19 protein-coding genes are annotated in these 19628 nt (G+C 70.2%); 7 read left to right on the top strand and 12 right to left on the bottom strand.

What is annotated here, in order from left to right; genetic code table 11:
* The first annotated feature begins 5 nt into the window (after positions 1-5).
* From tatA to lnt, 4 genes are all read left to right on the top strand, one after another.
* Entirely contained in the window at positions 6-260 is a 255-nt protein-coding gene (gene tatA / locus HD594_RS10615; RefSeq protein ID WP_184750938.1) for a Sec-independent protein translocase subunit TatA, read from the top strand.
* A 65-nt stretch (positions 261-325) separates the two neighbouring features.
* Positions 326-1087, top strand: coding sequence for a twin-arginine translocase subunit TatC (tatC, locus tag HD594_RS10620; protein WP_184752775.1), 762 nt, complete (start codon positions 326-328; stop codon positions 1085-1087).
* On the top strand, positions 1084-3573 hold the full coding sequence (locus HD594_RS10625; protein ID WP_184750939.1) for a DEAD/DEAH box helicase: 2490 nt from the start codon (positions 1084-1086) through the stop codon (positions 3571-3573). The genes tatC and HD594_RS10625 overlap by 4 nt, the downstream gene beginning before the upstream one ends.
* A gap of 41 nt (positions 3574-3614) precedes the next feature.
* Complete coding sequence (gene lnt, locus HD594_RS10630; protein WP_184750940.1) at positions 3615-5189, top strand: apolipoprotein N-acyltransferase; 1575 nt, start codon at positions 3615-3617, stop codon at positions 5187-5189.
* Between the two features lie 3 nt (positions 5190-5192).
* On the opposite strand, the gene HD594_RS10635 is transcribed toward lnt, so the two are convergent.
* From HD594_RS10635 to HD594_RS10655, 5 genes are all read right to left on the bottom strand, one after another.
* Positions 5193-5576, bottom strand: coding sequence for an RNA polymerase-binding protein RbpA (locus tag HD594_RS10635; protein WP_184750941.1), 384 nt, complete (start codon positions 5574-5576; stop codon positions 5193-5195).
* 114 nt (positions 5577-5690) lie between these two features.
* A complete protein-coding gene (locus tag HD594_RS10640) occupies positions 5691-6662 on the bottom strand; it encodes an IS481 family transposase (RefSeq protein ID WP_184750458.1) in 972 nt (323 codons plus the stop codon).
* Between the two features lie 94 nt (positions 6663-6756).
* Positions 6757-7575 carry a glycerophosphodiester phosphodiesterase family protein gene (locus HD594_RS10645; protein ID WP_184750942.1) on the bottom strand — a complete coding sequence of 273 codons (819 nt, stop codon included), beginning with the start codon at positions 7573-7575 and terminating at the stop codon, positions 6757-6759.
* Positions 7562-8626, bottom strand: a complete 1065-nt coding sequence (locus HD594_RS10650; protein WP_184750943.1) for an SPFH domain-containing protein — start codon at positions 8624-8626, stop codon at positions 7562-7564. The genes HD594_RS10645 and HD594_RS10650 overlap by 14 nt, the downstream gene beginning before the upstream one ends.
* Positions 8619-9122, bottom strand: coding sequence for an NfeD family protein (locus tag HD594_RS10655; RefSeq protein WP_184750944.1), 504 nt, complete (start codon positions 9120-9122; stop codon positions 8619-8621). The genes HD594_RS10650 and HD594_RS10655 overlap by 8 nt, the downstream gene beginning before the upstream one ends.
* 120 nt (positions 9123-9242) lie before the next feature.
* On the opposite strand from HD594_RS10655, the gene HD594_RS10660 reads away from it, so the two are divergent.
* From HD594_RS10660 to HD594_RS10670, 3 genes are all read left to right on the top strand, one after another.
* Positions 9243-10007, top strand: coding sequence for an SDR family oxidoreductase (locus HD594_RS10660; RefSeq protein ID WP_184750945.1), 765 nt, complete (start codon positions 9243-9245; stop codon positions 10005-10007).
* A gap of 2 nt (positions 10008-10009) precedes the next feature.
* Positions 10010-12001, top strand: coding sequence for a S9 family peptidase (locus HD594_RS10665; protein WP_184750946.1), 1992 nt, complete (start codon positions 10010-10012; stop codon positions 11999-12001).
* 284 nt (positions 12002-12285) lie between these two features.
* Complete coding sequence (locus tag HD594_RS10670) at positions 12286-13464, top strand: IS30 family transposase (RefSeq protein ID WP_184752777.1); 1179 nt, start codon at positions 12286-12288, stop codon at positions 13462-13464.
* Between the two features lie 60 nt (positions 13465-13524).
* On the opposite strand, the gene HD594_RS10675 is transcribed toward HD594_RS10670, so the two are convergent.
* From HD594_RS10675 to HD594_RS10705, 7 genes are all read right to left on the bottom strand, one after another.
* Positions 13525-14082 carry an HdeD family acid-resistance protein gene (locus HD594_RS10675; protein ID WP_184750947.1) on the bottom strand — a complete coding sequence of 186 codons (558 nt, stop codon included), beginning with the start codon at positions 14080-14082 and terminating at the stop codon, positions 13525-13527.
* A gap of 135 nt (positions 14083-14217) precedes the next feature.
* Complete coding sequence (locus HD594_RS10680) at positions 14218-15138, bottom strand: AEC family transporter (RefSeq protein ID WP_184750948.1); 921 nt, start codon at positions 15136-15138, stop codon at positions 14218-14220.
* Positions 15139-15385: 247 nt separating this feature from the next.
* Positions 15386-16144 (bottom strand): MBL fold metallo-hydrolase, encoded by a 759-nt coding sequence (locus tag HD594_RS10685; RefSeq protein ID WP_184750949.1) that lies wholly within the window; start codon positions 16142-16144, stop codon positions 15386-15388.
* A 101-nt stretch (positions 16145-16245) separates the two neighbouring features.
* Positions 16246-17880 carry a SulP family inorganic anion transporter gene (locus HD594_RS10690; RefSeq protein WP_184752779.1) on the bottom strand — a complete coding sequence of 545 codons (1635 nt, stop codon included), beginning with the start codon at positions 17878-17880 and terminating at the stop codon, positions 16246-16248.
* 32 nt (positions 17881-17912) lie between these two features.
* Complete coding sequence (locus HD594_RS10695) at positions 17913-18290, bottom strand: ArsR/SmtB family transcription factor (RefSeq protein WP_184750950.1); 378 nt, start codon at positions 18288-18290, stop codon at positions 17913-17915.
* Between the two features lie 71 nt (positions 18291-18361).
* Complete coding sequence (locus HD594_RS10700) at positions 18362-19093, bottom strand: formylglycine-generating enzyme family protein (RefSeq protein ID WP_184752781.1); 732 nt, start codon at positions 19091-19093, stop codon at positions 18362-18364.
* Positions 19094-19194: 101 nt separating this feature from the next.
* The gene (locus HD594_RS10705) at positions 19195-19458 is read right to left on the bottom strand and encodes a DUF6458 family protein (RefSeq protein ID WP_184750951.1); all 264 of its coding nucleotides are present in this window, start codon (positions 19456-19458) and stop codon (positions 19195-19197) included.
* Positions 19459-19628: the final 170 nt, after the last annotated feature.

Here is a 19628-nt window from a genome sequence, read left to right on the forward strand (position 1 = left end):
ACTCCATGGGTATTCAAGGCTGGCAGTGGCTGCTCATCCTGGCCGTGATCCTGCTCCTGTTCGGCGCGGCGAAGCTGCCTGCGCTCGCGAAGAGCATGGGTCAGTCCGCCCGCGTGTTCAAGGGCGAGATGAAGGCCATGAAGGACGAGGACGCGACCGCCAAGGACGACGCCGCGACCGAAGAGACCACCGTCGCAACCTCGGAGGCGGCCAAGCCCGCTCGACCTGAAGCGGGCGGCTCCAGCAGCGCGAGCAGCTGAGCGGCGTGGTGACGGCGGGACCGCCGCGCGTGGAGGATCCCGACTCACCGCGGCGTGACAAGCGCATGTCGCTCGGCGCCCACCTCGTCGAGCTCAAGAAGCGCGCCATCATCTCGGCGATCGCGCTCGTGGTGGGCATGATCGTCGCCTTCGTGATCACCGACCCGGTGATCACCCTGATCACCGAGCCGATCCGGCTCGTCGCCGAAGAGCGCGGCGACCAGTCGCAGGTCGAGCTGATGTTCAGCACGGTCTCCTCCGGGTTCGACCTGAGGCTGCGCATGTCGATCGCGATCGGGCTTCTGCTGTCCGCCCCGATCTGGATCTGGCAGGCCTGGGCGTTCATCGTCCCCGGTCTGACCCGCAAGGAGATCAGGTACACGATCGGCTTCGTCGCGGCCGCGGTGCCGCTGTTCTTCCTGGGAGCCGCGACCGGCCTGTTCGTCATGCCGAACATCGTCAAGCTCATGGCGGGCTTCGTCCCCGAGGGCGCGGCCGCCTTCTACGACGCGTCGTACTACTACGACTTCGTCTTCAAGCTGCTGCTGTTCGTCGGCGTCGCCTACGTGCTGCCGGTCTTCCTGGTGGCGCTCAATCTCGCGGGGATCATGTCCGGCAAGGCCATCCTCAAGGGCTGGCGCGTCGCGATCATCGTGTCGGTGGTGTTCGCCGCCATCGCGACGCCTCCGGCCGACGTCGCGACCACGTTCCTGCTCGCGGCCATCATGATGGTGCTGTTCTTCAGCGCGGCGGGCATCTCGATGCTGTTCGACCGCCGGCGCCGCAAGCGCGACGCCAAGCTCCTGCCGCCCGAGCCGAGCGCATGAGCGAGCCCGGCCCGGGCGAGCGCTACGCGCGGGCCCGGGCGCGCGCCGCCGGCGACCGGGAGCACCCGGTGACGGCGGACTTCGCACGGTCCCAGCGGTTCGAGCTGGACGAGTTCCAGATCGCCGGATGCCGCGCGCTCGAGTCCGGACACAGCGTGCTCGTCGCCGCGCCCACGGGAGCCGGCAAGACGATCGTGGGCGAGTTCGCGATCCACCTGGCCATGCTCGAGCCGGGCGACAAGGCGTTCTACACGACGCCGATGAAGGCGCTGTCGAATCAGAAGTTCCGCGAGCTCCAGGCCGTCTACGGCGCCGACCAGGTGGGCCTGCTCACCGGCGACACCAACATCAACGGGTCGGCCCGCATCGTCGTGATGACCACCGAGGTGCTGCGGAACATGCTGTACGCCGACTCGCCGGCGCTGCGGGGGCTGCGGTACGTCGTGATGGACGAGGTCCACTATCTCGCCGACCGCTTCCGCGGCGCGGTGTGGGAAGAGGTCATCATCCACCTGCCCCGCTCGGTTCGGCTGATCGCGCTGTCGGCGACCGTCTCCAACGCGGAGGAGTTCGGCGACTGGCTCGACACCGTCCGCGGCGACACCGAGGTGATCGTCTCCGAGGTCCGTCCCGTCCCGCTCGAACAGCACGTGCTGGTGCGCGACGATCTGCTGCCGCTCTTCGACGACCGTGCGGGGGTGGCGACCGCGCAGGTCAACCAGGAGCTCATGCGCATCCGCTCCTTCAAGGGGGCGAACTTCGAGCGGAACCGCAGCACGCAGGCCGCCCGCAGCAGCGGTCACCGCGACGGGTACGGCTCGCGCCGCCCCGGCCGCGGCGGTCGTCGCCCCGTGCGCGCCGCGAACGTCAGCCGAATCGAGCGGATGGACCGCCCCGACGTCATCCAGCTGCTCGGGCGGTCGAACCTGCTTCCGGCGATCTTCTTCATCTTCAGCCGTGCCGGGTGCGACGCAGCCGTGCAGCAGGTGCGGCGCAGCGGCGTGCGGCTGACGTCGCCCGAGGAGCGCCGCGAGATCCGCGAGACCGCCGAGGTGCGGATGCGGACGCTGCCGGACGAGGATCTCGCCGTCCTGGGGTACTGGGAGTGGCTCGACAACCTCGAGCGCGGCGTCGCCGCCCACCACGCGGGGCTTCTGCCGGCGTTCAAGGAGGTGGTCGAGGAGCTGTTCCAGCGCAAGCTCCTCAAGGCGGTCTTCGCCACCGAGACGCTCGCCCTCGGCATCAACATGCCCGCGCGCACGGTCGTGCTCGAGAAGCTCGAGAAGTTCAACGGCGAGGCGCGCGTCGCGATCACGTCGGGAGAGTACACGCAGCTGACCGGCCGGGCCGGGCGCCGCGGCATCGATGTCGAGGGCCATGCCGTCATCCAGTGGACCGAGGGCCTCGACCCGCAGGCGGTGGCGGCGCTCGCATCGCGGAGAACCTATCCGCTGAACTCCAGCTTCCGCCCGACGTACAACATGGCGGTCAACCTCATCGACCGGTTCGGGCGGGAGCGAGCCCGCGAGGTGCTGGAGTCGTCCTTCGCGCAGTTCCAGGCCGACCGATCGGTCGTCGGTCTCGCGCGCGAGGTGAAGGAGAAGGAGGAGTCGCTCGCCGGGTACCAGGAGGCGATGTCGTGCGACCGCGGCGACTTCGTCGCGTACGCCTCGATCCGCCGGGAACTGAGTGATCTGGAGAAGATCAACCGCAAGGATGCGAGCGCGTCGCGCGCCACGCGCGAGAAGCGGCAGCAGCAGATCGCGAGCCTGCGCAAGCGCATGCAGCGGCATCCGTCCCACCAGTGTCCCGATCGCGAGAATCACGCCCGGTGGGCCGAGCGCTACTGGCGCCTGCGCCGAGACGTCGAGCGCACGCGTCGGCAGATCCAGAACCGCACCGGCACCGTCGCCCGGGTCTTCGACCGCGTGGTCGACGTGCTCACCGAAGTGGACTACGTGCGCGTGGACGAGGATGGCCGGACGATCCTCACCGACGCCGGCCGCACCATGCGCCGCATCTACGGCGAGCGCGATCTGCTCGTCGCGGAGTGCCTGCGGCAGGGGCTGTGGCGGACGCTGGACGCCCCGTCGCTCGCGGCTTTGGCGTGCTGCCTCGTCTACGAGCCGCGCCGCGACGAGGCGGGGGAGCGGGCGCTCCCGCGCGGGGCGTTCCGCATCGCGCTGACGGCGACGCAGGACCAGTGGCAGCGCCTCGACGACCTCGAGCGCGACCACCATCTGCCCGGCTCCGAGCCGGTCGCGGCCGGCCTCGCCCAGGCGATGCACTCGTGGGCGCGCGGCGCGGCGCTGGACCGCGTCCTCATCGAGGCCGACATGGCCGCCGGCGACTTCGTGCGCTGGGCGAAGCAGACCATCGACCTGCTCGACCAGCTCTCGCTCGTCGCGGCGCCCGAGGTCGCCACGACGGCGCGACAGGCGCTCGACCAGGTGCGCCGCGGCATCGTCGCGTACACGTCGGTGTAGTGGCGTCCTCGACCGGCGCGCGGGCACGTAGGCTCGAACGCATGCCTGCTCCGTCCCACCCGCGACCGGTGCTGCCGCTGTGGGCCGCGCTCATCGCGTCGGTGGTCGGCGGCATCGCGCTGGACCTGTCGTTCCCTGATGTCGGATGGTGGCCGTTCGCGCTCGTCGGCGTCGGCCTGTCGCTGGTCGGGCTCATCGGGCGCGGTCTGTGGTCCTCGGTCCTCGTGGGCTTCGTCTTCGGCGCGACCTTCTACTTCACCCACATCGTGTGGATCACCCGCTACCTGGGGATGATCCCGTGGTTCGCGCTCGCGGGCATCGAGACGGTGTTCCTGGCGGCGGGGTCGATCCTCATCACGCTCGCGTACCGGTGGATGCCGCGCGTGCTCACGTCGCTGTGGGCGCGGCTCATCCTGCTGCCGGCGCTCGTGGCGGGGCTGTGGACGGCGCGCGAGCAATTCATGGGCTCGTGGCCGTACACCGGCTTCCCGTGGGGCCGGATCGGCATGAGCCAGTCCGAGAGCCCCCTCGCGCACCTGGCCTCGTGGGTGGGCGTATCGGGGCTGACGTTCCTGATGGTGTTCTTCACGGCGGCCGTCATCGAGTGGATCCGCGTCGGCCGCCTCCGCGACATCCGGACCGCGCTGCCCGCGGCGGGCCTGGCCGTCGTGCTCCTGGCCGTGCCGGCGTTCCCCACGACGCCCGCGGGGACCCTGCGGGTCGGTGCGGTGCAGGGGAACGGCCCCAGCGGCTACTTCGACGAGCGCTCCCGCAACGCGGTGCTCGACGCGCAGCTCGAGGCGACGGTGCCGCTCATCGGCGAGGACGTCGACGTGCTGCTGTGGCCCGAGGGCGGCATCGACTCGGATCCGCTCGCGAACGACACGACCGGATCCGTGCTCGACGCCGTGTCGGAGCGGCTCGACGCGCCGCTCGTCGTCAACGCGGCCACGACGCGCGGCGACGACACCTTCAACACCTCGATCCTGTGGGTCGCGGGGGAGGGCGCCGTGGCGATCCACGACAAGCGCAACCCGGTCCCGATGGGGGAGTACGTTCCCGACCGCTGGTTCTACGAGATGCTCGTGCCCGACCTCATCGGGCTCATCCAGCGCGAGTACACACCGGGGACGAATCCGCCGTTCTTCGACGTCGACGGGGTCGGCGTCGGACTCGCGATCTGCTTCGACGTCATCTACGACGCGGTCATCTGGGAGGGCGCGGCCGACGGCGCCGAGGTCTACATGTTCCAGACCAACAACGCCGACTTCCGCGACACCGACGAGAACCTCCAGCAGCTCGCCTTCGCCCGCATGCGGGCCATCGAGACCGGGCGCTCCGTCGTGAACATCTCCACGGTCGGCACGAGCCAGGTGATCGCGCCCGACGGGTCGACGATCGATGCGCTGGATGCCGGCGAGTCCGGTCACATGCTCACGGATGTGCCGCTGCGCACCGGGATGACTCCGGCCGTGCTCATCGGCCCCGGTGTGAAGGCCGTCCTCGGGTGGGGGAGCGTGCTGTGGCTCGTCGCGCTGGGCGTCCTGCTGCGATTCCGCCGGTGGAATGCGAAGACGCCGGCCCCCGAGGGGACCGGCGTCGAGCTGGACGGCTGAGCGTCAGGCGCTGATCTTGTCGGCCTCGGTCGCCTTGCCGGCGCCGCGGCGCTCGCGCAGGAGAGCGAGGCGCTCCTCCAGGAGCTCCTCGAGCTCCGGGATGGTGCGGCGCTCGAGCAGCATGTCCCAGTGGCTGCGGGGCGTCTTGTCGCCCGAGTGGTCGACCGTGGCGGTCTCATCGCCGATGCGCAGCAGCGCCTCGGCGCCGCACGTGCGGCACTCCCATGCCTCGGGGACCTCTGCGTCTGCCGCGAAGGTCAGGGTGGTGTCTCGTCCGCAGGACGAGCACGCGTAGATGTGCTGTGCGCGCTCATGGAAAACGACGCCCTCTTCGCTCTGTAGGCTCTGGGCGCCGAGTCGGATGCCGCGCAGACTGCGGTCTGCCATTGTGTGGTCCTCTCGTCGCTGATCAGGTATAACGAATCGACCTGAGCGGATCATCCGAACGACACCGTTCAGGGGCGGTTTCACAGCCGATCCCCAGCGGTTCACGCTCGGGCGCTAGCTGTACTGACCTCGACCGTTGTTGACTCGGTCGATGGGGATGCCTCTGATGCCGAGGTGGGTTCTGTCTAGGTTGTAGTAGTCGAGCCAGGCGGGCAAGGCTGCGGTGCGGTCGGCGTTCGAGGTCCAGGGCTGCGAGTACGCCCATTCGGTCGCGAGGGTGCGGTTCAGGCGCTCCACCTTCCCGTTCGTCCAGGGGCAGTGCGGCTTGATGAACTTCTGTGTGATGCCGTGGGTGTCGATCACGGCTCGGAACACGTTCGAGTGCCGGTAGGCGAACGCGTTGTCGCTGATGACCCGTTCGACGCTCACGCCGAGGGTCGCGTAGAACGCGATCGCACGTTCCAGGAATCCCGCCGCGGTTGCGCCCTTCTCGTCGTCATGAACTTCGGCGTAGGCGACGCGGGAGTGGTCATCGATCGCGGTGTGGACGTAGTCGTAGCCCAGACCTCGGTGGCGGTTCGGGCGTTCCCCGCGGCCGTGGAGCCGCCATCCGCCGCCCTCAGGGATGCGGCCGAGCTTCTTCACGTCGACGTGGATCAGCGACCCGGGATGGTCGTGCTCATACCTCTCAGCGGACCGGCGGGTCGCGCGGATGATCGTCCCGGTCACCGGGTCCAGCTCCCGCAGCAACGGGGTTCGGTGACGGCGCAGCACCCGTCCGACCGTGGAAGCATGCATGCCGAGCCTGCCGGCGATGAACACCGGCCCGCGACGTGTGAGGTGCCGCATGATCCGCACCCGCGTCTCCGCACACGGAGCAGTCCGGAGCGGATGGGTGTGAGCGATGCTGGAACGGTCGACCAGACCCGTAGGTCCGTACTCCCGGTATCGGCGCCACCACCGCCACGCGGTCGTGCGGGAGACACCCATCTCCGCCGCTACGTGCGCGACCGCGCGCCCCGACTGGATGCGCTGAACAAGGATCAACCTGCCGGCAGGCGCCAGCCGGGCATTACCGTGGGACACGAGAGGCCTCCGTGTGAACGAGCAGGGGAACTAGACAGCTCCAACTCGACCCCGGAGGCCTCTCCTACGTCAACAACGATCCGGGTCAGTACAGCTAGCGGCCGCCGGAATCCGGCCGGCCGACGACGCCGAGCGCCACGTCGGCGCGGTCGGTGACGATGCCGTCGACCCCGCTGTCGAGCAGGCGCCGCATGTCCTCCGCGGCGTTCACGGTCCACACGTGGACCTCGACCCCGCAGGAGTGCGCGAGGTCGATCAGACGCGGGCTGAGGACGCGGATGCGGCCCTGACGCTCGGGGATCTGCAGCGCGTCCACACCCGCCAGCACGCGGGACGCCAGCGACCGCGACCGCAGCGTCACCGCGGCCAGGAGGCGCGTGATCGTGGCGGATCCGGCGGAGGTCGCCGGCCGGGCGCCGCCCACGCGCGCCGCGGCCGCGAGCGCCGCGTGCCGGCGAGCGTCCGAGAAGCTCGTGAGGAGCACGCGGTCGGCGTGCGCGGCCACGAGGCGGCCGACGCTGTCGGCGGCATCCGGCGCCTTCACATCGAGGTTGAACCGGGACGCGGGGAACGACTCCAGCGCCTGGGTGAGCGTGATGAGACCGCCGCGGTCGGCCATGAGCTCGTCCAGTTCGCGTGCCGTGACCTCGGCGACCCTGCGGGGATCGCCGGCGACGCGCGCGAGGTCGTCGTCGTGGAACAGCACGACCTCCCCGTCGACGGTCAGGTGGCAGTCCGACTCGATGTATTCGACACCGGCCGCGTGCGCGGCGGCGACGGCGAGGAAAGAGTTCTCGGCCACGCCGTTCGCGGCGTCCTCGTCCGACACGAAGCCGCGGTGCGCGAGCACACGGGGGTGGTCGCCGCCGAAGTACGGATGCCGCTGCGCCCCGCGACCGTCAGCTGCGGGCATCGGGCGGCGCCGCGGCCCCGGGGGTCGCGTTGCGGGCCTCGGTCGCGATGTCGTCGGCGGCGGAGGCCGCCTGCATCGCCGCCGCCACGGCCTCTTCGGCACCCGCGGAGGTGACCGGGGCGGTGCCGCGCTCGGGACGCGGGGCCGTCGGCTTCGCCTGCCCGGCGAATGCGTCGCCGATGCCCTTGAGCGCCTCGGTGAACTCGCTGGGGATGATCCACATCTTGCTCGACGCGCTCTCGGCGATCTTCGGCAGCGTCTGCAGGTACTGGTACGCGAGCAGCTTGTCGTCGGGGTCGCCGGCGTGGATGGCGTTGAAGACCATCTGGATCGCCTCGGACTCACCCGCCGCCCGCAGCACCGCGGCCTGCTTGTCGCCCTCGGCGCGCAGGATCTCGGCCTGGCGACGGCCCTCGGCCTCGAGGATCTGCGACTGCTTCGAGCCCTCGGCGGTGAGGATCGCGGCGCGCCGGTCGCGTTCGGCGCGCATCTGCTTCTCCATGGAGTCCTGGATCGACAGCGGCGGGTCGATCGCCTTGAGCTCGACGCGAGAGACGCGCAGGCCCCACTTGCCCGTGGCCTCGTCGAGGACGAGGCGCAGCTGGCCGTTGATGTTGTCGCGGCTCGTGAGGGCCTCTTCGAGGTTCAGGCCGCCGACCACGTTGCGCAGCGTCGTCGTGGTCAGCTGCTCGACGGCGCTGAGGTAGTTGGCGATCTCGTACGTCGCGGCCCGCGCGTCGGTGACCTGGAAGTAGACGACGGTGTCGATCGAGACGACGAGGTTGTCCTCGGTGATCACCGGCTGCGGCGGGAACGACACGACCTGCTCGCGCATGTCGACCAGCGGCCGCAGGCGGTCGATGAAGGGCACCAGCAGGTTCAGCCCGGGCTTGAGGGTGCGCTGATAGCGCCCCAGCCGCTCGACGACGCCGGCGTAGGCCTGCGGGATGATGCGGATCGAGCGGAAGATCACCACCACGACGAAGATCGCGATGACGACCAGCAGGATGATGATGAAGATCTGGCCGATGAAGCCTCCGATGTCAACCATCGTCGTCCGTCCTTTCGTAGGCGGCGGGGCGGGCGCCCGCCGGCGAGACCTCCACGGTCGCGCCGTGAACGGCCGTCACCACGGCGCGGTCGCCGACGCCGAGCGCGGCATCGGGAGTCCCCTGGGCCAGACGTGCGGTCCACGTCTCGCCGTTGTCGAGCTTGACCGAGCCGGCTCCGTCCGAGAACGGTGCGAGCACCTTCGCGCCCATGCCGTAGATCGCGTCGACGTTGGTGACCTCGTGCGTCGAGTTGCGCCGCAGCGCGTGCAGCAGCAGGGGCCGGATCGTGAACAGCAGCAGCGCCGACAGCACGGCGGCGACGCCGATCTGGAGCCACCACGGGCCCCCCAGGAGATTCACGCCCAGCCCGCCGATGAGGCTGCCCGCCGCGAGCATCAGGAAGGTGAACTCGAGGGTGACGAGCTCGATGATGACGAAGAGGAACGCCAGGGCGAGCCAGAGGATCCACATCCACTGCGTCAGATCCGGAAGCATCGCGGTCCTTTCGAGGCCCTTGCGATGACACTACCAACCGCAGGGGCGGCGGGGCCGGTTGATAGTGTCGTTTCGGCCCGCCGTCGCCGTGCGGGCGCCGCACCGACCCAGGAGCACCCCATGACCCAGCCTCTCGCCCCGGCCACGCTCGCCGGACGCACCGCCCTCGTGACCGGCTCGTCGCGCGGGATCGGCGCCGACACGGTCCGCTACCTCGCTCAGGCGGGGGCCGACGTCGTCATCAACTACCGCAACAAGGCTCCGCGCGCCGAGAAGCTCGCCACCGAGCTGCGCGGACTGGGCGTCGAGGCTCTCGTCGTAGGCGCCGACCTCACCGACCCCGCGTCGGTGCAGGCGATGTTCGACGCCGTCGGAGAGGCGTTCGGCACGCTGGACATCCTGGTCCTCAATGCCTCGGGCGGCATGGAGGCCGGCATGGCCGAGGACTACGCCCTGAAGCTGAACCGCGACGCGCAGGTGAACGTGCTCGAGACCGCGCTGCCGCTCATGGCCGAAGGCTCGCGCGTCGTGTTCGTCACGAGCCACCAGGCGCACTTCATCCGCAGCACGCCGACGATGCCCGAGTACGAGCCCGTCGCGCTGTCCAAGCGCGCCGGCGAGGACGCCCTCCGCGAGCGGATCCCCGCCCTCGCCGACAAGGGCGTCGAGTTCGTCGTCGTCTCGGGCGACATGATCGAGGGCACCATCACCGCGACGCTGCTCGAGCGTGCGAACCCGGGCGCCATCGCGTCGCGCCGCGAGTCGGCCGGCAAGCTCTACAACGTCTCGGAGTTCGCCGCCGAGGTCGCGATGGCCGCGGTGGACCCGGTCCCCGCCGACAACACGCGCCTCGTCGGCGACACCGGCTCGTTCGCCGGGGAGTGACGGTGCGGGCGCACGACATCGAGACCCTCGTCGGCGTCGGCCGCCCCGTCATCGCCCCCGACGGATCGTTCGCGGTCTTCGCGACCTCGCGGCCCGACATCGTCGCGGACAGCGCCGTCGGTCAGCTGTGGCGCATCGACCTGCCGGACGGCGCGGCGCGCCGCCTCACGCGCGGCAAGAAGGACTCCGCGCCGCGGTTGTCGCCCGACGGCACGCGCATCGCCTTCCTGCGGGCCGACGCCAAGGGCCGCGCCCAGATCTTCGTCGTGGACGCCGGGGGAGGGGAGCCGGTCCAGGCCACCGATGCCCCGCTCGGCGCCGGTGCGCCCGAGTGGTCGCCGGACGGCTCGCTCCTGGCCTTCACCGCCCGCGTCCCCGAGACGGGGCGGTACGGCAGCGTCGAGGGCCTCGAGGCGGTCGCCGAGGCGCCCCGGCGCATCACCGGCATCCGCTGGCACGCGAACGGACTCGGCTACACCGCCGATCGTCCCGCGCACGTCTTCGTCGTCGACGCGCCCGATCCCGGCGCCGAGCCCGCCTACGAGCCCGCGCCGGTCGTCGTCCCCGAGGGGGAGGATGCCCCCACGCTGCGCGTGGTGCCCGCGGAGGCGCGCCGGCTCACCGACGGCGACGCGTCGCACTCCGGCGCGGTTTTCTCGGCCGACGGCTCCGAGGTCCTGACGGTCCCCGACGAGACGGAGGGCCGCCAGCGCGACCTGCGCTCCCGCGTGCTCGCCCTCAGGACCGACGGCTCCGGCAGCCGCGTCGTGCTCGATCGCGACGCGAACCTGTCCGTCGACGCCATGGCGGTCGCCCCCGACGGCACCGTGGCGCTCATCGCCGGGGACGTGGGGGAGCGGGGTGTCGACTTCGTCGCCGTCGCCGTGTCGCTGTACGTGCTCGACGCGGGCGCACCGCGACTCGTCGTCGACGGCGCATCGATCGACCTCGGCGAGAGCGACGTCGTGGCCGTGGACGAGGATTTCCTGGTCCGCGAGCGGACCCGCGGGCGCCTGCGCCTGCTCCGCGTGTCGCGCGAGGGGGTCGTCACCGCGCTGCTCGGAGGCGACGTCGAGGTCTCGGGCCAGGACGCCGCCGGCGCGCGGGTCGTGGCATCCGCGTCGTCGCCGACCTCGTTCGGCGAGCTCGTGCTGATCGACGCCGGCGAGGCGTCCGTCCTCACCGACTTCGGCGCAGCCGCCCGCGTCACGGGCGTCGTCGTGCCCGAAGAGATCACCGTGACCGGCCGCGACGGCTACCCCGTGCACGGCTGGGTCGCCAAGCCCGCAGGAGGCGGCCCGTTCCCGGTCATCCTGCAGATCCACGGCGGTCCGTACGCCGCGTACGGCGTCCACCTGTTCGACGAGACGCAGGTGCTCGTGGACGCCGGCTACGCGGTCGTGTACTGCAACCCGCGCGGCTCGGCCGGCTACGGGCTCGAGCACGGACGCTGCATCCGCCAGGCGATGGGCACCGTCGACTTCGCCGACGTCATCGACTTCCTCGAGGGCGCGGTGTCGGGCGACGATGCGCTGGTCGGCGATCGGGTCGGGATCATGGGCGGCTCCTACGGCGGCTACCTGACCGCGTGGACGATCGCGCACGACCACCGGTTCGCGGGCGCCATCGTCGAACGCGGTTTCCTGGATCCGGTGAGCTTCCAGGGCACCGCCGACATCGGCTCCTTCTTCGGTGACGAATACGTCGGCGTCGATCCGGCGATCATCGCGTCCCAGAGCCCGATGGCGGTGGTCGGCGACGTGCGGACGCCGACGCTCGTGATGCATTCCGAACTCGACTTCCGCTGTCCCCTCGAGCAGGCGACGCGCTACTACTCGGCGCTCAAGCGCGGGGGAGTGGAGACCGAGATGCTGGTGTTCCCCGGCGAAGACCATGAGCTCACGCGCGCCGGGCGTCCGCGTCACCGCGTTCAGCGCTTCGAGGCCGTGCTCGACTGGTGGAGCAGGCATCTGCCGGTCACGTCGCAGCAGTGACACGACGAAGCCCCGGGGGTCGGGGGGGCGAGTTCTAGCGATCCCCGCAACACCCTGGATTTCAGGGAGTTGCGGGGATCGTGGATTTCGGGGAGTTGAAGGAGCGCTTCTTCGAGGCGTTGGATCGTGAGCTGGGCAATATCACGGAGGCCGCGCGAGCGGTCGGGGTGAACCGGAACACCGCGTATGGCTGGGCGCGGACGGCGGGGATTCGCGGGCGTGGCAAGCCCGGCAGGTTGGGGCATCCAGGGCGGGCGGTGTACGAGCAGCTCCGCGCCAACGGGGTGCGACGGCGCGATGCCGCCGCCCGGGTCGGGGTGCATGAGCGGACCGCGGAGGACTGGGACAAAGGGATCCGGAGCATCAACCACACGCGCCTCTACCCTGATGGGCGGCGCATCGACTACAAGACGGGTGTGACCAGTTTCAACACATCCGGTTCGATGCCCTCGCTGGCTGCGGTGGAGGCGGAGTTGCACCCGCGGTTCCTGACGATCGTGGAGCGGGAGACGATCGCGGATCTACACCGGCAGCACCTGTCGTTGCGAGCGATCGGCAGGCAGCTGGGCCGGCCGGCGTCGACGATCAAACGGGAGCTCGACGCCTACTCGGTGGGCGGCGTCTACCGACCGCACGCCGCGCACCGGACCTGGGTCAAGCGTCGCGGTCGCCCCAAGCGCTCCAAGCTCGCCGCACCCGGTCCGCTGCGCGAGTACGTCTCCGGCAAGCTCGGAGTGCACTGGTCGCCGGAGCAAATCTGCCACGCTCTGGTCAAGGAGTTCCCCGACGACGAGAGCATGCGCGTGAGCACCGAGACGATCTACCAGGCGATCTACGTCCAAGCCCGAGGCGGTCTGCGCCGCGAGATCGCCGACGCGCTGCGCACCGGCCGCACCCGCCGCAAACCACACCGTCACCCGGAGCAGCGCACGCCGCGGTTCACGGACCCGATGGTGATGATCTCCGACCGTCCCGCCGAGGTCGAAGACCGCGCCGTTCCCGGACACTGGGAAGGAGACCTGATCGTCGGCACCGGATCGCAATCCGCGATCGTGACCCTCGTCGAACGCACCACGAGATACGTCCTGCTCGGCCACCTGCCCGCCGGTCACACCGCCGAACAAGTCCGAGACGTGCTCGTCCCGCTGATCGGCACCCTGCCCCCTCATCTGCGGGGGTCGCTGACCTGGGATCAGGGCAGCGAGATGGCCGCGCACAAGCAGTTCACCGTCGCGACCGATGTCCCGGTCTACTTCTGCGACCCGCACTCGCCCTGGCAGCGCGGATCGAACGAGAACACCAACGGCCTGCTGCGGCAGTACTTCCCCAAGGGCACCGACCTGACCGTCTACGGACCCGAAGACCTCGAACACGTCGCCCAGGAACTCAACGGCCGGCCACGCAAAACGCTCGGCTGGGATACCCCAGCCGAGCGTCTGCGTGATCTACTGACAACCACATAGGCCATCAGGTGTTGCGAGGACTCCTAGAATCCGCCTCGACCCCCGGGGCTTCGTCGTTCGTCAGGCGTTCTTGCCGAACGTGAACGCGCGGACGATCTGGATGATGCCGAGGATGATCAGCGAGATGCCCAGCAGCCACCACAGCACGACCGCGCCCCAGATCGGCGAGAACAGCAGCACGATGCCGGCGACGATGCTGAGGATCGCGAAGAAGATCGTCCAGCCCTTCGACGACGCGTCGCCGAGGGTCGACAGTGCGACCACGCCCTCGATGATCCACATGATGCCGACGAGGATGCCGAGGAAGATCGCGAGCCACGCGGTGGTCTGGCTGAGGTTCAGGAACGCGACGACGCCGGCGATGATGAACAGCACGCCGAGGGCGATGTGGCCGACGCGCGACCATCCCCCCTTCGTCTTCGAGAAGATGCCGAGCCCGGCGTAGACCAGGCCGGCCGCGATGGCATAGATCGCGATGATCGCCGTGACGACCATGGCGGTCTTGCCGGGCCACACGAGAATCAGGATGCCGATGATGGCGGCGAGCACACCGCCGATGCCGAGAGCGGTCCGGACTGCGTTGACTGCGGACTTCTCAGCCGAAGCTTCGGTGGACATGGAGGTCCTTTCTGTGAGTTCCCTGGGAATGGGGACACCTGGATTCTAGTGGTGGGCGGCAGGGGAGCGGGGGAACAAAGTCCCGTGTTGCGCGGGGTGCGTCTGCGTCGGGACAGGGCTCGGTGTGGAGCGGTCTCAGCCCAGGAGCAGCGTCAGCGCGAGGATCACCGGCACGCAGCCGATCGTCGTGAGGAAGACGGTGTCGCGTGCGATCGTCTCGCCGACGTCGTAGCGCTGCGAGTAGTTGAAGACGTTCTGCGCGGTCGGCAGCGCCGCCAGCACTGTGACGACCAGGACCTCGTGCGGTGACATGCCGAAGACGAACTCGGCGACCGCCCACGCCACCAGAGGCATCCCGATGAGCTTCAGCGCCGTGGCCAGCATGATGTCGCGGCGACGGCCGCTCGGCCCGAGCACGCGCTGGCCGTAGAGCGACATGCCGTAGCTGATGAGCAGCACGGGCACACAGGCGTCGGCGACCAGGCGCAGCGGCTCGATCACGATCGGCGCGAGTTCGATGCCGCTGATCGAGACGACCGTGCCGAGCGCCGAGCCGATGACGATCGGGTTCGTGAGGGTCCGCCGGACGGTGCGCCCGAACGACGAGCGGCCGAACGCGACCGCGTCGAGCACGGCCATCGTGATGGGGGTGAACACGAGCAGCTGCATCAGGATCACCGGCGCCGGGTAGGCCGCGCTGCCGAGCAGGTAGAGCGAGAGCGGGATGCCGATGTTGTTCGAGTTCACCTGACCGGCGCTGAGCGTGCCGATGACCACGTCGCCGAGGGGGCGACGCCACACGAAGCGCGCGAACAGGACGTACACGACGAACACCGCGACGGCTGCGATGAACGAGACCGGCAGCAGCGCCGAGAAGAGAGTGCGCACGTCGGCCTCTGCGAGGACCACGAACAGCAGGAAGGGCGACAGGACGAAGAACGTCAGCCGCGCCAGGACGGGACGTGCGTGCTCGCCGAGCAGATCGATGCGGCCGAGGACATAGCCCACGAGGATCGCCAGGCCCACCACGACGAAGCCGGTGAGCGAAGCGAGCATGAGTCGAGCCTAGAAGCCCGCGGTCGGGCATCTGCGCCGTGCGTCGTACGGACGTCGCATCGGCGATGTGAGCGCGGGTGCTCATGAAGCGGATGCCGCCGGTCGGGGCCTGGTCGCCGGGTGGGATATGAATTGCCGATAATGCACATTATGTCAACTCACGTTGAGCGCACGCGCGATGCGCCCTCGCAGAGGGGCGCCGTGCGCTCCCCTCCTGCACGGTGATCGGATGCGTGGCGGAGGACGTCTACCGGAGGTACTCGGCGACGAGTTCTCTCAGACGCTCGCCGCTGAAGCTCTCGCCGTGGCCCGGGTGCACGATGTCGACGTCGAGTCCCGCGAGCCGGCGCATGCTCGCGCGATACTGCCCGACGTCGCTGCCGCCGAGGTCGTCGAGCAGGTCCTCGATCGGCTCGTAGACGACGTCGCCGGTGAAGAGGATCCGGCTCCCCTCGTCGTGGAGGCCGATACTCCCGGGAGTATGACCCGGAAGGTGCAGCACCGTCAGGGTCCGCTCCCCCAGATCGATCCGGTCGCCATCCCGCAGGCGCCGTGTCGGGCGCACAGGGCGCAGTTCGTATCCGTCGATGTCGTAGCCCTCATGCGGAAGCGCCGTCAGCATGACCTCGGCAGGCCCGTCCTCGCCGATCGCTTCGGTGCCGAGGATCTGCAGCAGCCGACTGCCGGAAAGCGTTCCCCGACCGGTTTCCTCGGTCGGTTCCCGCTCGTGCGCCCAGCATTCGGCGAACTCGTGGGCGGACCCCATGTGGTCGAGGTGGGCGTGAGACAGGATCGCCACGGGTTCCCGCCCGAACCGCGACACCAGCTCGTCGCGCAGCGACTGCACTCCCAGGCCGGTGTCGAACACGACATCGAATTCGCTTCCGCGCACATGCCAGCTGTTCGCCGAGACCCACGGGTCGGCGCACGGCTCCTCGATGCGCGTGATCGTGCCGTCGATCGGCGTGACGCGGAACCACGGCGAGGCGACGGGGAGATCGGTCATCGTTCCGCCTTCGAGGAGGGTGACGGCGAACGTGCGCCGCCTGGCGCCACCATATCCCGCTGGCGATGCACGCGCGCCGGGCTCCTTATCCGACGGCCCGGTCAGGCGGACTCGCGCTCGATGTGGCTGCGCGCGTGCGCGATCGCGTCGGGGAGCGTCGCGAACAGGTGCTTGTGGTGGCGTAGCGCGTCGAGGACTCCGACGGTGCGGAAGAGCTCCTCATGGCCTTCGCGGACGCCCTTGATCAGCACGGTGACGCCGTCGCGCTCGAGACGCTGCACGATCTCGGTGAGGATGCGGGCGCCGGTGGCGTCGACGAGTTCGAGCTGAGACATCCGCAGGATCACGACCGACACTCCCCCGAGCGAGGTGACCTCGTCGGCGACACGGTCGGCCGCCGCGAAGAACAGTGGTCCGTCCAGGCGCACGATGGCGATCCGCTCGTCGCCGGGATGCGGCTCCCCGGCGATCGGCTCGCGGTGCACGCCGGTCGCCCCCGCGAGATTCCGGATCGCGAAGACACCGGCGACCGCGATGCCGATCACGACGGCGACGATCAGGTCGACCGAGACGGTGACGATCGCGGTGATCACGAAGGCCGCGGCATCCGCCTTCGTCGACCGCAGGATCGACGACACCGTCGCCACATGAACCATGCGAACGGCGGTCACCATGAGGACCGCCGACAGCGCCGCGAGCGGGATCATTCCCACCGGCTGCGCGACCGCGAGCACCACGACGAGCAGCACGACCGCATGCGTGACGGCGGCGATGCGCGTCCGGCCGCCTGCCCGGACGTTCACCGCGGTGCGGGCTATCGCGCCGGTCGCGGGCATGCCGCCGAACAGCCCCGCCGCGACCGAGGCGAGGCCCTGCCCCACGAGCTCCCGATCGGGGTTGTAGGGGCCGGTGTCGGCGAGGGACGCCGCGACCCGCGCCGAGAGCAGGGATTCGATCGCCGCCAGCGCCGCGACCGTGACGGCCGGCAGCGCCAGGGCGGAGAGGGTCGAGAGGTCCCACGCGGGAACCGCGGGTGCGGGCAGGCTGTGCGGCAGATCGCCGATCACGCGCAGCGGCGACGGAAGGATCAGTGACACCAGCGTCACGACGACGATGCCCACCAGCGACCCCGGGATCGCCGGGTGCAGCTTCGGCAGCAGGAGCATGCACGCCGCCACGATCGCGACGGCGCCGAGCGACCACAGCAGATACGTCGGGTCGGCGCCGATCAGGGACTCCCCCGCCTCGACCGCGACGTTCGTGTGCGACGCGCCGTGCACCCCGGGGCTCGTGAGGGCGGGGACCTGCTGCAGGAAGATGATGACGGCGATGCCGAGGGTGAACCCTTCGATCACCGGCCACGGGATGAACGACACCGCGCGGCCCAGCCGCGTCGCGCCCGCCGCGAGGACGAGGATGCCGGCCATGACGCTCACGAGCGCGACCGCGCCCAGGCCGTGGGTAGCGACGATGGGCGCGAGCACGACCACCATGGCGCCGGTCGGTCCCGAGACCTGTACGTTCGAGCCCCCGAAGACGGCGGCGACGACCCCCGCGACGATCGCCGTGATGAGGCCCGCCTCGGCTCCGGCGCCCGACGAGATCCCGAACCCGAGAGCGAGCGGAAGGGCCACGATCCCGACCGTGAGCCCCGCGATCAGATCGCGGCGCCATGTCCGCTTCGCGGAGCGGTAGTCATCCGCGGAAGGCAGCAGGCTGCGCAGATGCGTCGCCATCCTGCGGACGGCCGACGGTGCGGTGGTGTCCGTCACCGTGCCGAACCCGCGCCGACGGGGATCTCCGGGAGTGAAGCCGCGTCCGCGAGCAGCCCCGTGTCGCTCTGCAGCAGGTCGATCAGAAGCCTGCGGGCGACCGCCAGGAGCGCGGCGACGTCCCGGTTCGCGAGCCGGTAGTAGACGTGGCTCCCCCGCCGCTCCGACATGACCAGTCGGTGACGCCGCAGAACCGCCAGGTGCTGCGACAGGTGCGAGGCCTCGAGACCGGTCTCGAGCTGCAGGTCTGCGACACTCACCTCGGCCGCGGCGGAGAGGAGCTCCAGGATGCGGATGCGGAAGGGATGCGCGAGCCCCTTGAAGAGGTTCGCCTTGACTTCGTAGAGCGGCCGCTGTGCGTTGCTGAATGGCATGATGAAGTCATCATATCGACGGACGTCGTCGCCCGGTGGCCCGCGCGGTCGGCCGACGTCCGTCCGATGGCTCAGCGCGACCGGGGCGTCCACCCGGGCGGCAGCGGTGCGTCGATCGCGGCCCGCTCGCGGTCGGCTGCCGCAGACCAGCCCTGTGCGGCATCCGTGGTGTCGAACCCGCCGCGCGCGAGCCGCAGGCCGACGTCCTCGTGGTGCATGCGCGGAGCGCCGCCGCGGCGCGTCGACGCCCGGACGCTCCACGCGTCGTCGGCGAACCCGCCCCCGCGGAAGACGCGGTACTCGTCGTAGCGGGCCGGGTCGAGGAGATCCCAGCACCACTCCCACACGTTGCCGAGCATGTCGAAGGCGCCGTTGAGGTTCGGCATCCTGCCGCCGACCGGCTGCGGCGACGTGACGCCGTCGGCCGCGGTCCAGGCGACCTCGGTAAGCGGCCCGTAGTGCGGCCCGGTGGAGCCGGCGCGGCACGCGAACTCCCACTCGGCCTCGGTCGGCAGGCGGAAGCCGTCGGCGTCGACGTGCCACGTGACCTCCTCGCCCTCGAACCCGTACGCGGGGTCGAGCCCCTCCCACTCCGACGCCGCGTTGCAGAAGTGGACGGCGCGCAGCCAGCTGACGTCGGTCGCCGGTCGGTCCGGATGCCGCGCGGCGACGCCCAGGACCTCGGCGACCTGCTCTTCGGTGACCGGGTAGACGCCGATCTCGAACGGCTCGAGCCGCACGACGCGTCGCGTGCGGCGGCGGGCGTCGTGCAGCGTCACCTCTCCCCCGGCGATGCGCGTCATCTCGAAGTCGACCACGCGGGAACTCTAGTCGCGTCCGGGCGGACGAGAGGGGCGGGACCGGTTCATCGACCGGTCCCGCCCCGTGGAGGGTCTCGTGTGGCTCAGAGGCCGGCGGTGTCGTCCGTGGTGCTGGTGGACTGGCGCGTGACGCGCTCGTTGCTCGCCGGGTCGACCTGGGTGCGCGTGACGGTCTCGCTCTGGCGGCGGCGGACCATCAGGACGATCCCGATGAGGAAGACGATGACACCGGCGCCCATCAGGATGTACCCGATCAGGTCGAGGTTGATCCACTCGAGGTCGACGTTCACGGCGAACGCGAGGATGGCTCCGATGACGAACAGGACGATTCCGGTTCCGATGCTCATGCGAGGTTCCTTTCCGGGGCTGCGGGTGTGCTCCCCTGGGCTGGGGCGCTCGTGTGCGCCGCACAGCAGGATGCCAGCCGGTCGGGAGATCACCGCCGGGGGTTGACAACGCGGGCGCGCCTGTGATCCGGCAGGGTTCGTGCCGACGGATGCGGTTGCGGCAGGATGCA

Source organism: Microbacterium thalassium (genome assembly GCF_014208045.1).
In the GTDB taxonomy this organism is placed as follows: domain Bacteria; phylum Actinomycetota; class Actinomycetes; order Actinomycetales; family Microbacteriaceae; genus Microbacterium; species Microbacterium thalassium.

What these genes read in the sequence shown, in the direction of transcription:
- tatA (WP_184750938.1), top strand. Translation starts at nt 6, where the DNA reads ATGGGTATTCAAGGCTGGCAGTGGCTGCTCATCCTGGCCGTGATCCTG.
- tatC (WP_184752775.1), top strand. Translation starts at nt 326, where the DNA reads ATGTCGCTCGGCGCCCACCTCGTCGAGCTCAAGAAGCGCGCCATCATC.
- HD594_RS10625 (WP_184750939.1), top strand. Translation starts at nt 1,084, where the DNA reads ATGAGCGAGCCCGGCCCGGGCGAGCGCTACGCGCGGGCCCGGGCGCGC.
- lnt (WP_184750940.1), top strand. Translation starts at nt 3,615, where the DNA reads ATGCCTGCTCCGTCCCACCCGCGACCGGTGCTGCCGCTGTGGGCCGCG.
- HD594_RS10635 (WP_184750941.1), bottom strand. Translation starts at nt 5,576, where the DNA reads ATGGCAGACCGCAGTCTGCGCGGCATCCGACTCGGCGCCCAGAGCCTA.
- HD594_RS10645 (WP_184750942.1), bottom strand. Translation starts at nt 7,575, where the DNA reads ATGCCCGCAGCTGACGGTCGCGGGGCGCAGCGGCATCCGTACTTCGGC.
- HD594_RS10650 (WP_184750943.1), bottom strand. Translation starts at nt 8,626, where the DNA reads ATGGTTGACATCGGAGGCTTCATCGGCCAGATCTTCATCATCATCCTG.
- HD594_RS10655 (WP_184750944.1), bottom strand. Translation starts at nt 9,122, where the DNA reads ATGCTTCCGGATCTGACGCAGTGGATGTGGATCCTCTGGCTCGCCCTG.
- HD594_RS10660 (WP_184750945.1), top strand. Translation starts at nt 9,243, where the DNA reads ATGACCCAGCCTCTCGCCCCGGCCACGCTCGCCGGACGCACCGCCCTC.
- HD594_RS10675 (WP_184750947.1), bottom strand. Translation starts at nt 14,082, where the DNA reads ATGTCCACCGAAGCTTCGGCTGAGAAGTCCGCAGTCAACGCAGTCCGG.
- HD594_RS10680 (WP_184750948.1), bottom strand. Translation starts at nt 15,138, where the DNA reads ATGCTCGCTTCGCTCACCGGCTTCGTCGTGGTGGGCCTGGCGATCCTC.
- HD594_RS10685 (WP_184750949.1), bottom strand. Translation starts at nt 16,144, where the DNA reads ATGACCGATCTCCCCGTCGCCTCGCCGTGGTTCCGCGTCACGCCGATC.
- HD594_RS10690 (WP_184752779.1), bottom strand. Translation starts at nt 17,880, where the DNA reads ATGGCGACGCATCTGCGCAGCCTGCTGCCTTCCGCGGATGACTACCGC.
- HD594_RS10695 (WP_184750950.1), bottom strand. Translation starts at nt 18,290, where the DNA reads ATGCCATTCAGCAACGCACAGCGGCCGCTCTACGAAGTCAAGGCGAAC.
- HD594_RS10700 (WP_184752781.1), bottom strand. Translation starts at nt 19,093, where the DNA reads ATGACGCGCATCGCCGGGGGAGAGGTGACGCTGCACGACGCCCGCCGC.
- HD594_RS10705 (WP_184750951.1), bottom strand. Translation starts at nt 19,458, where the DNA reads ATGAGCATCGGAACCGGAATCGTCCTGTTCGTCATCGGAGCCATCCTC.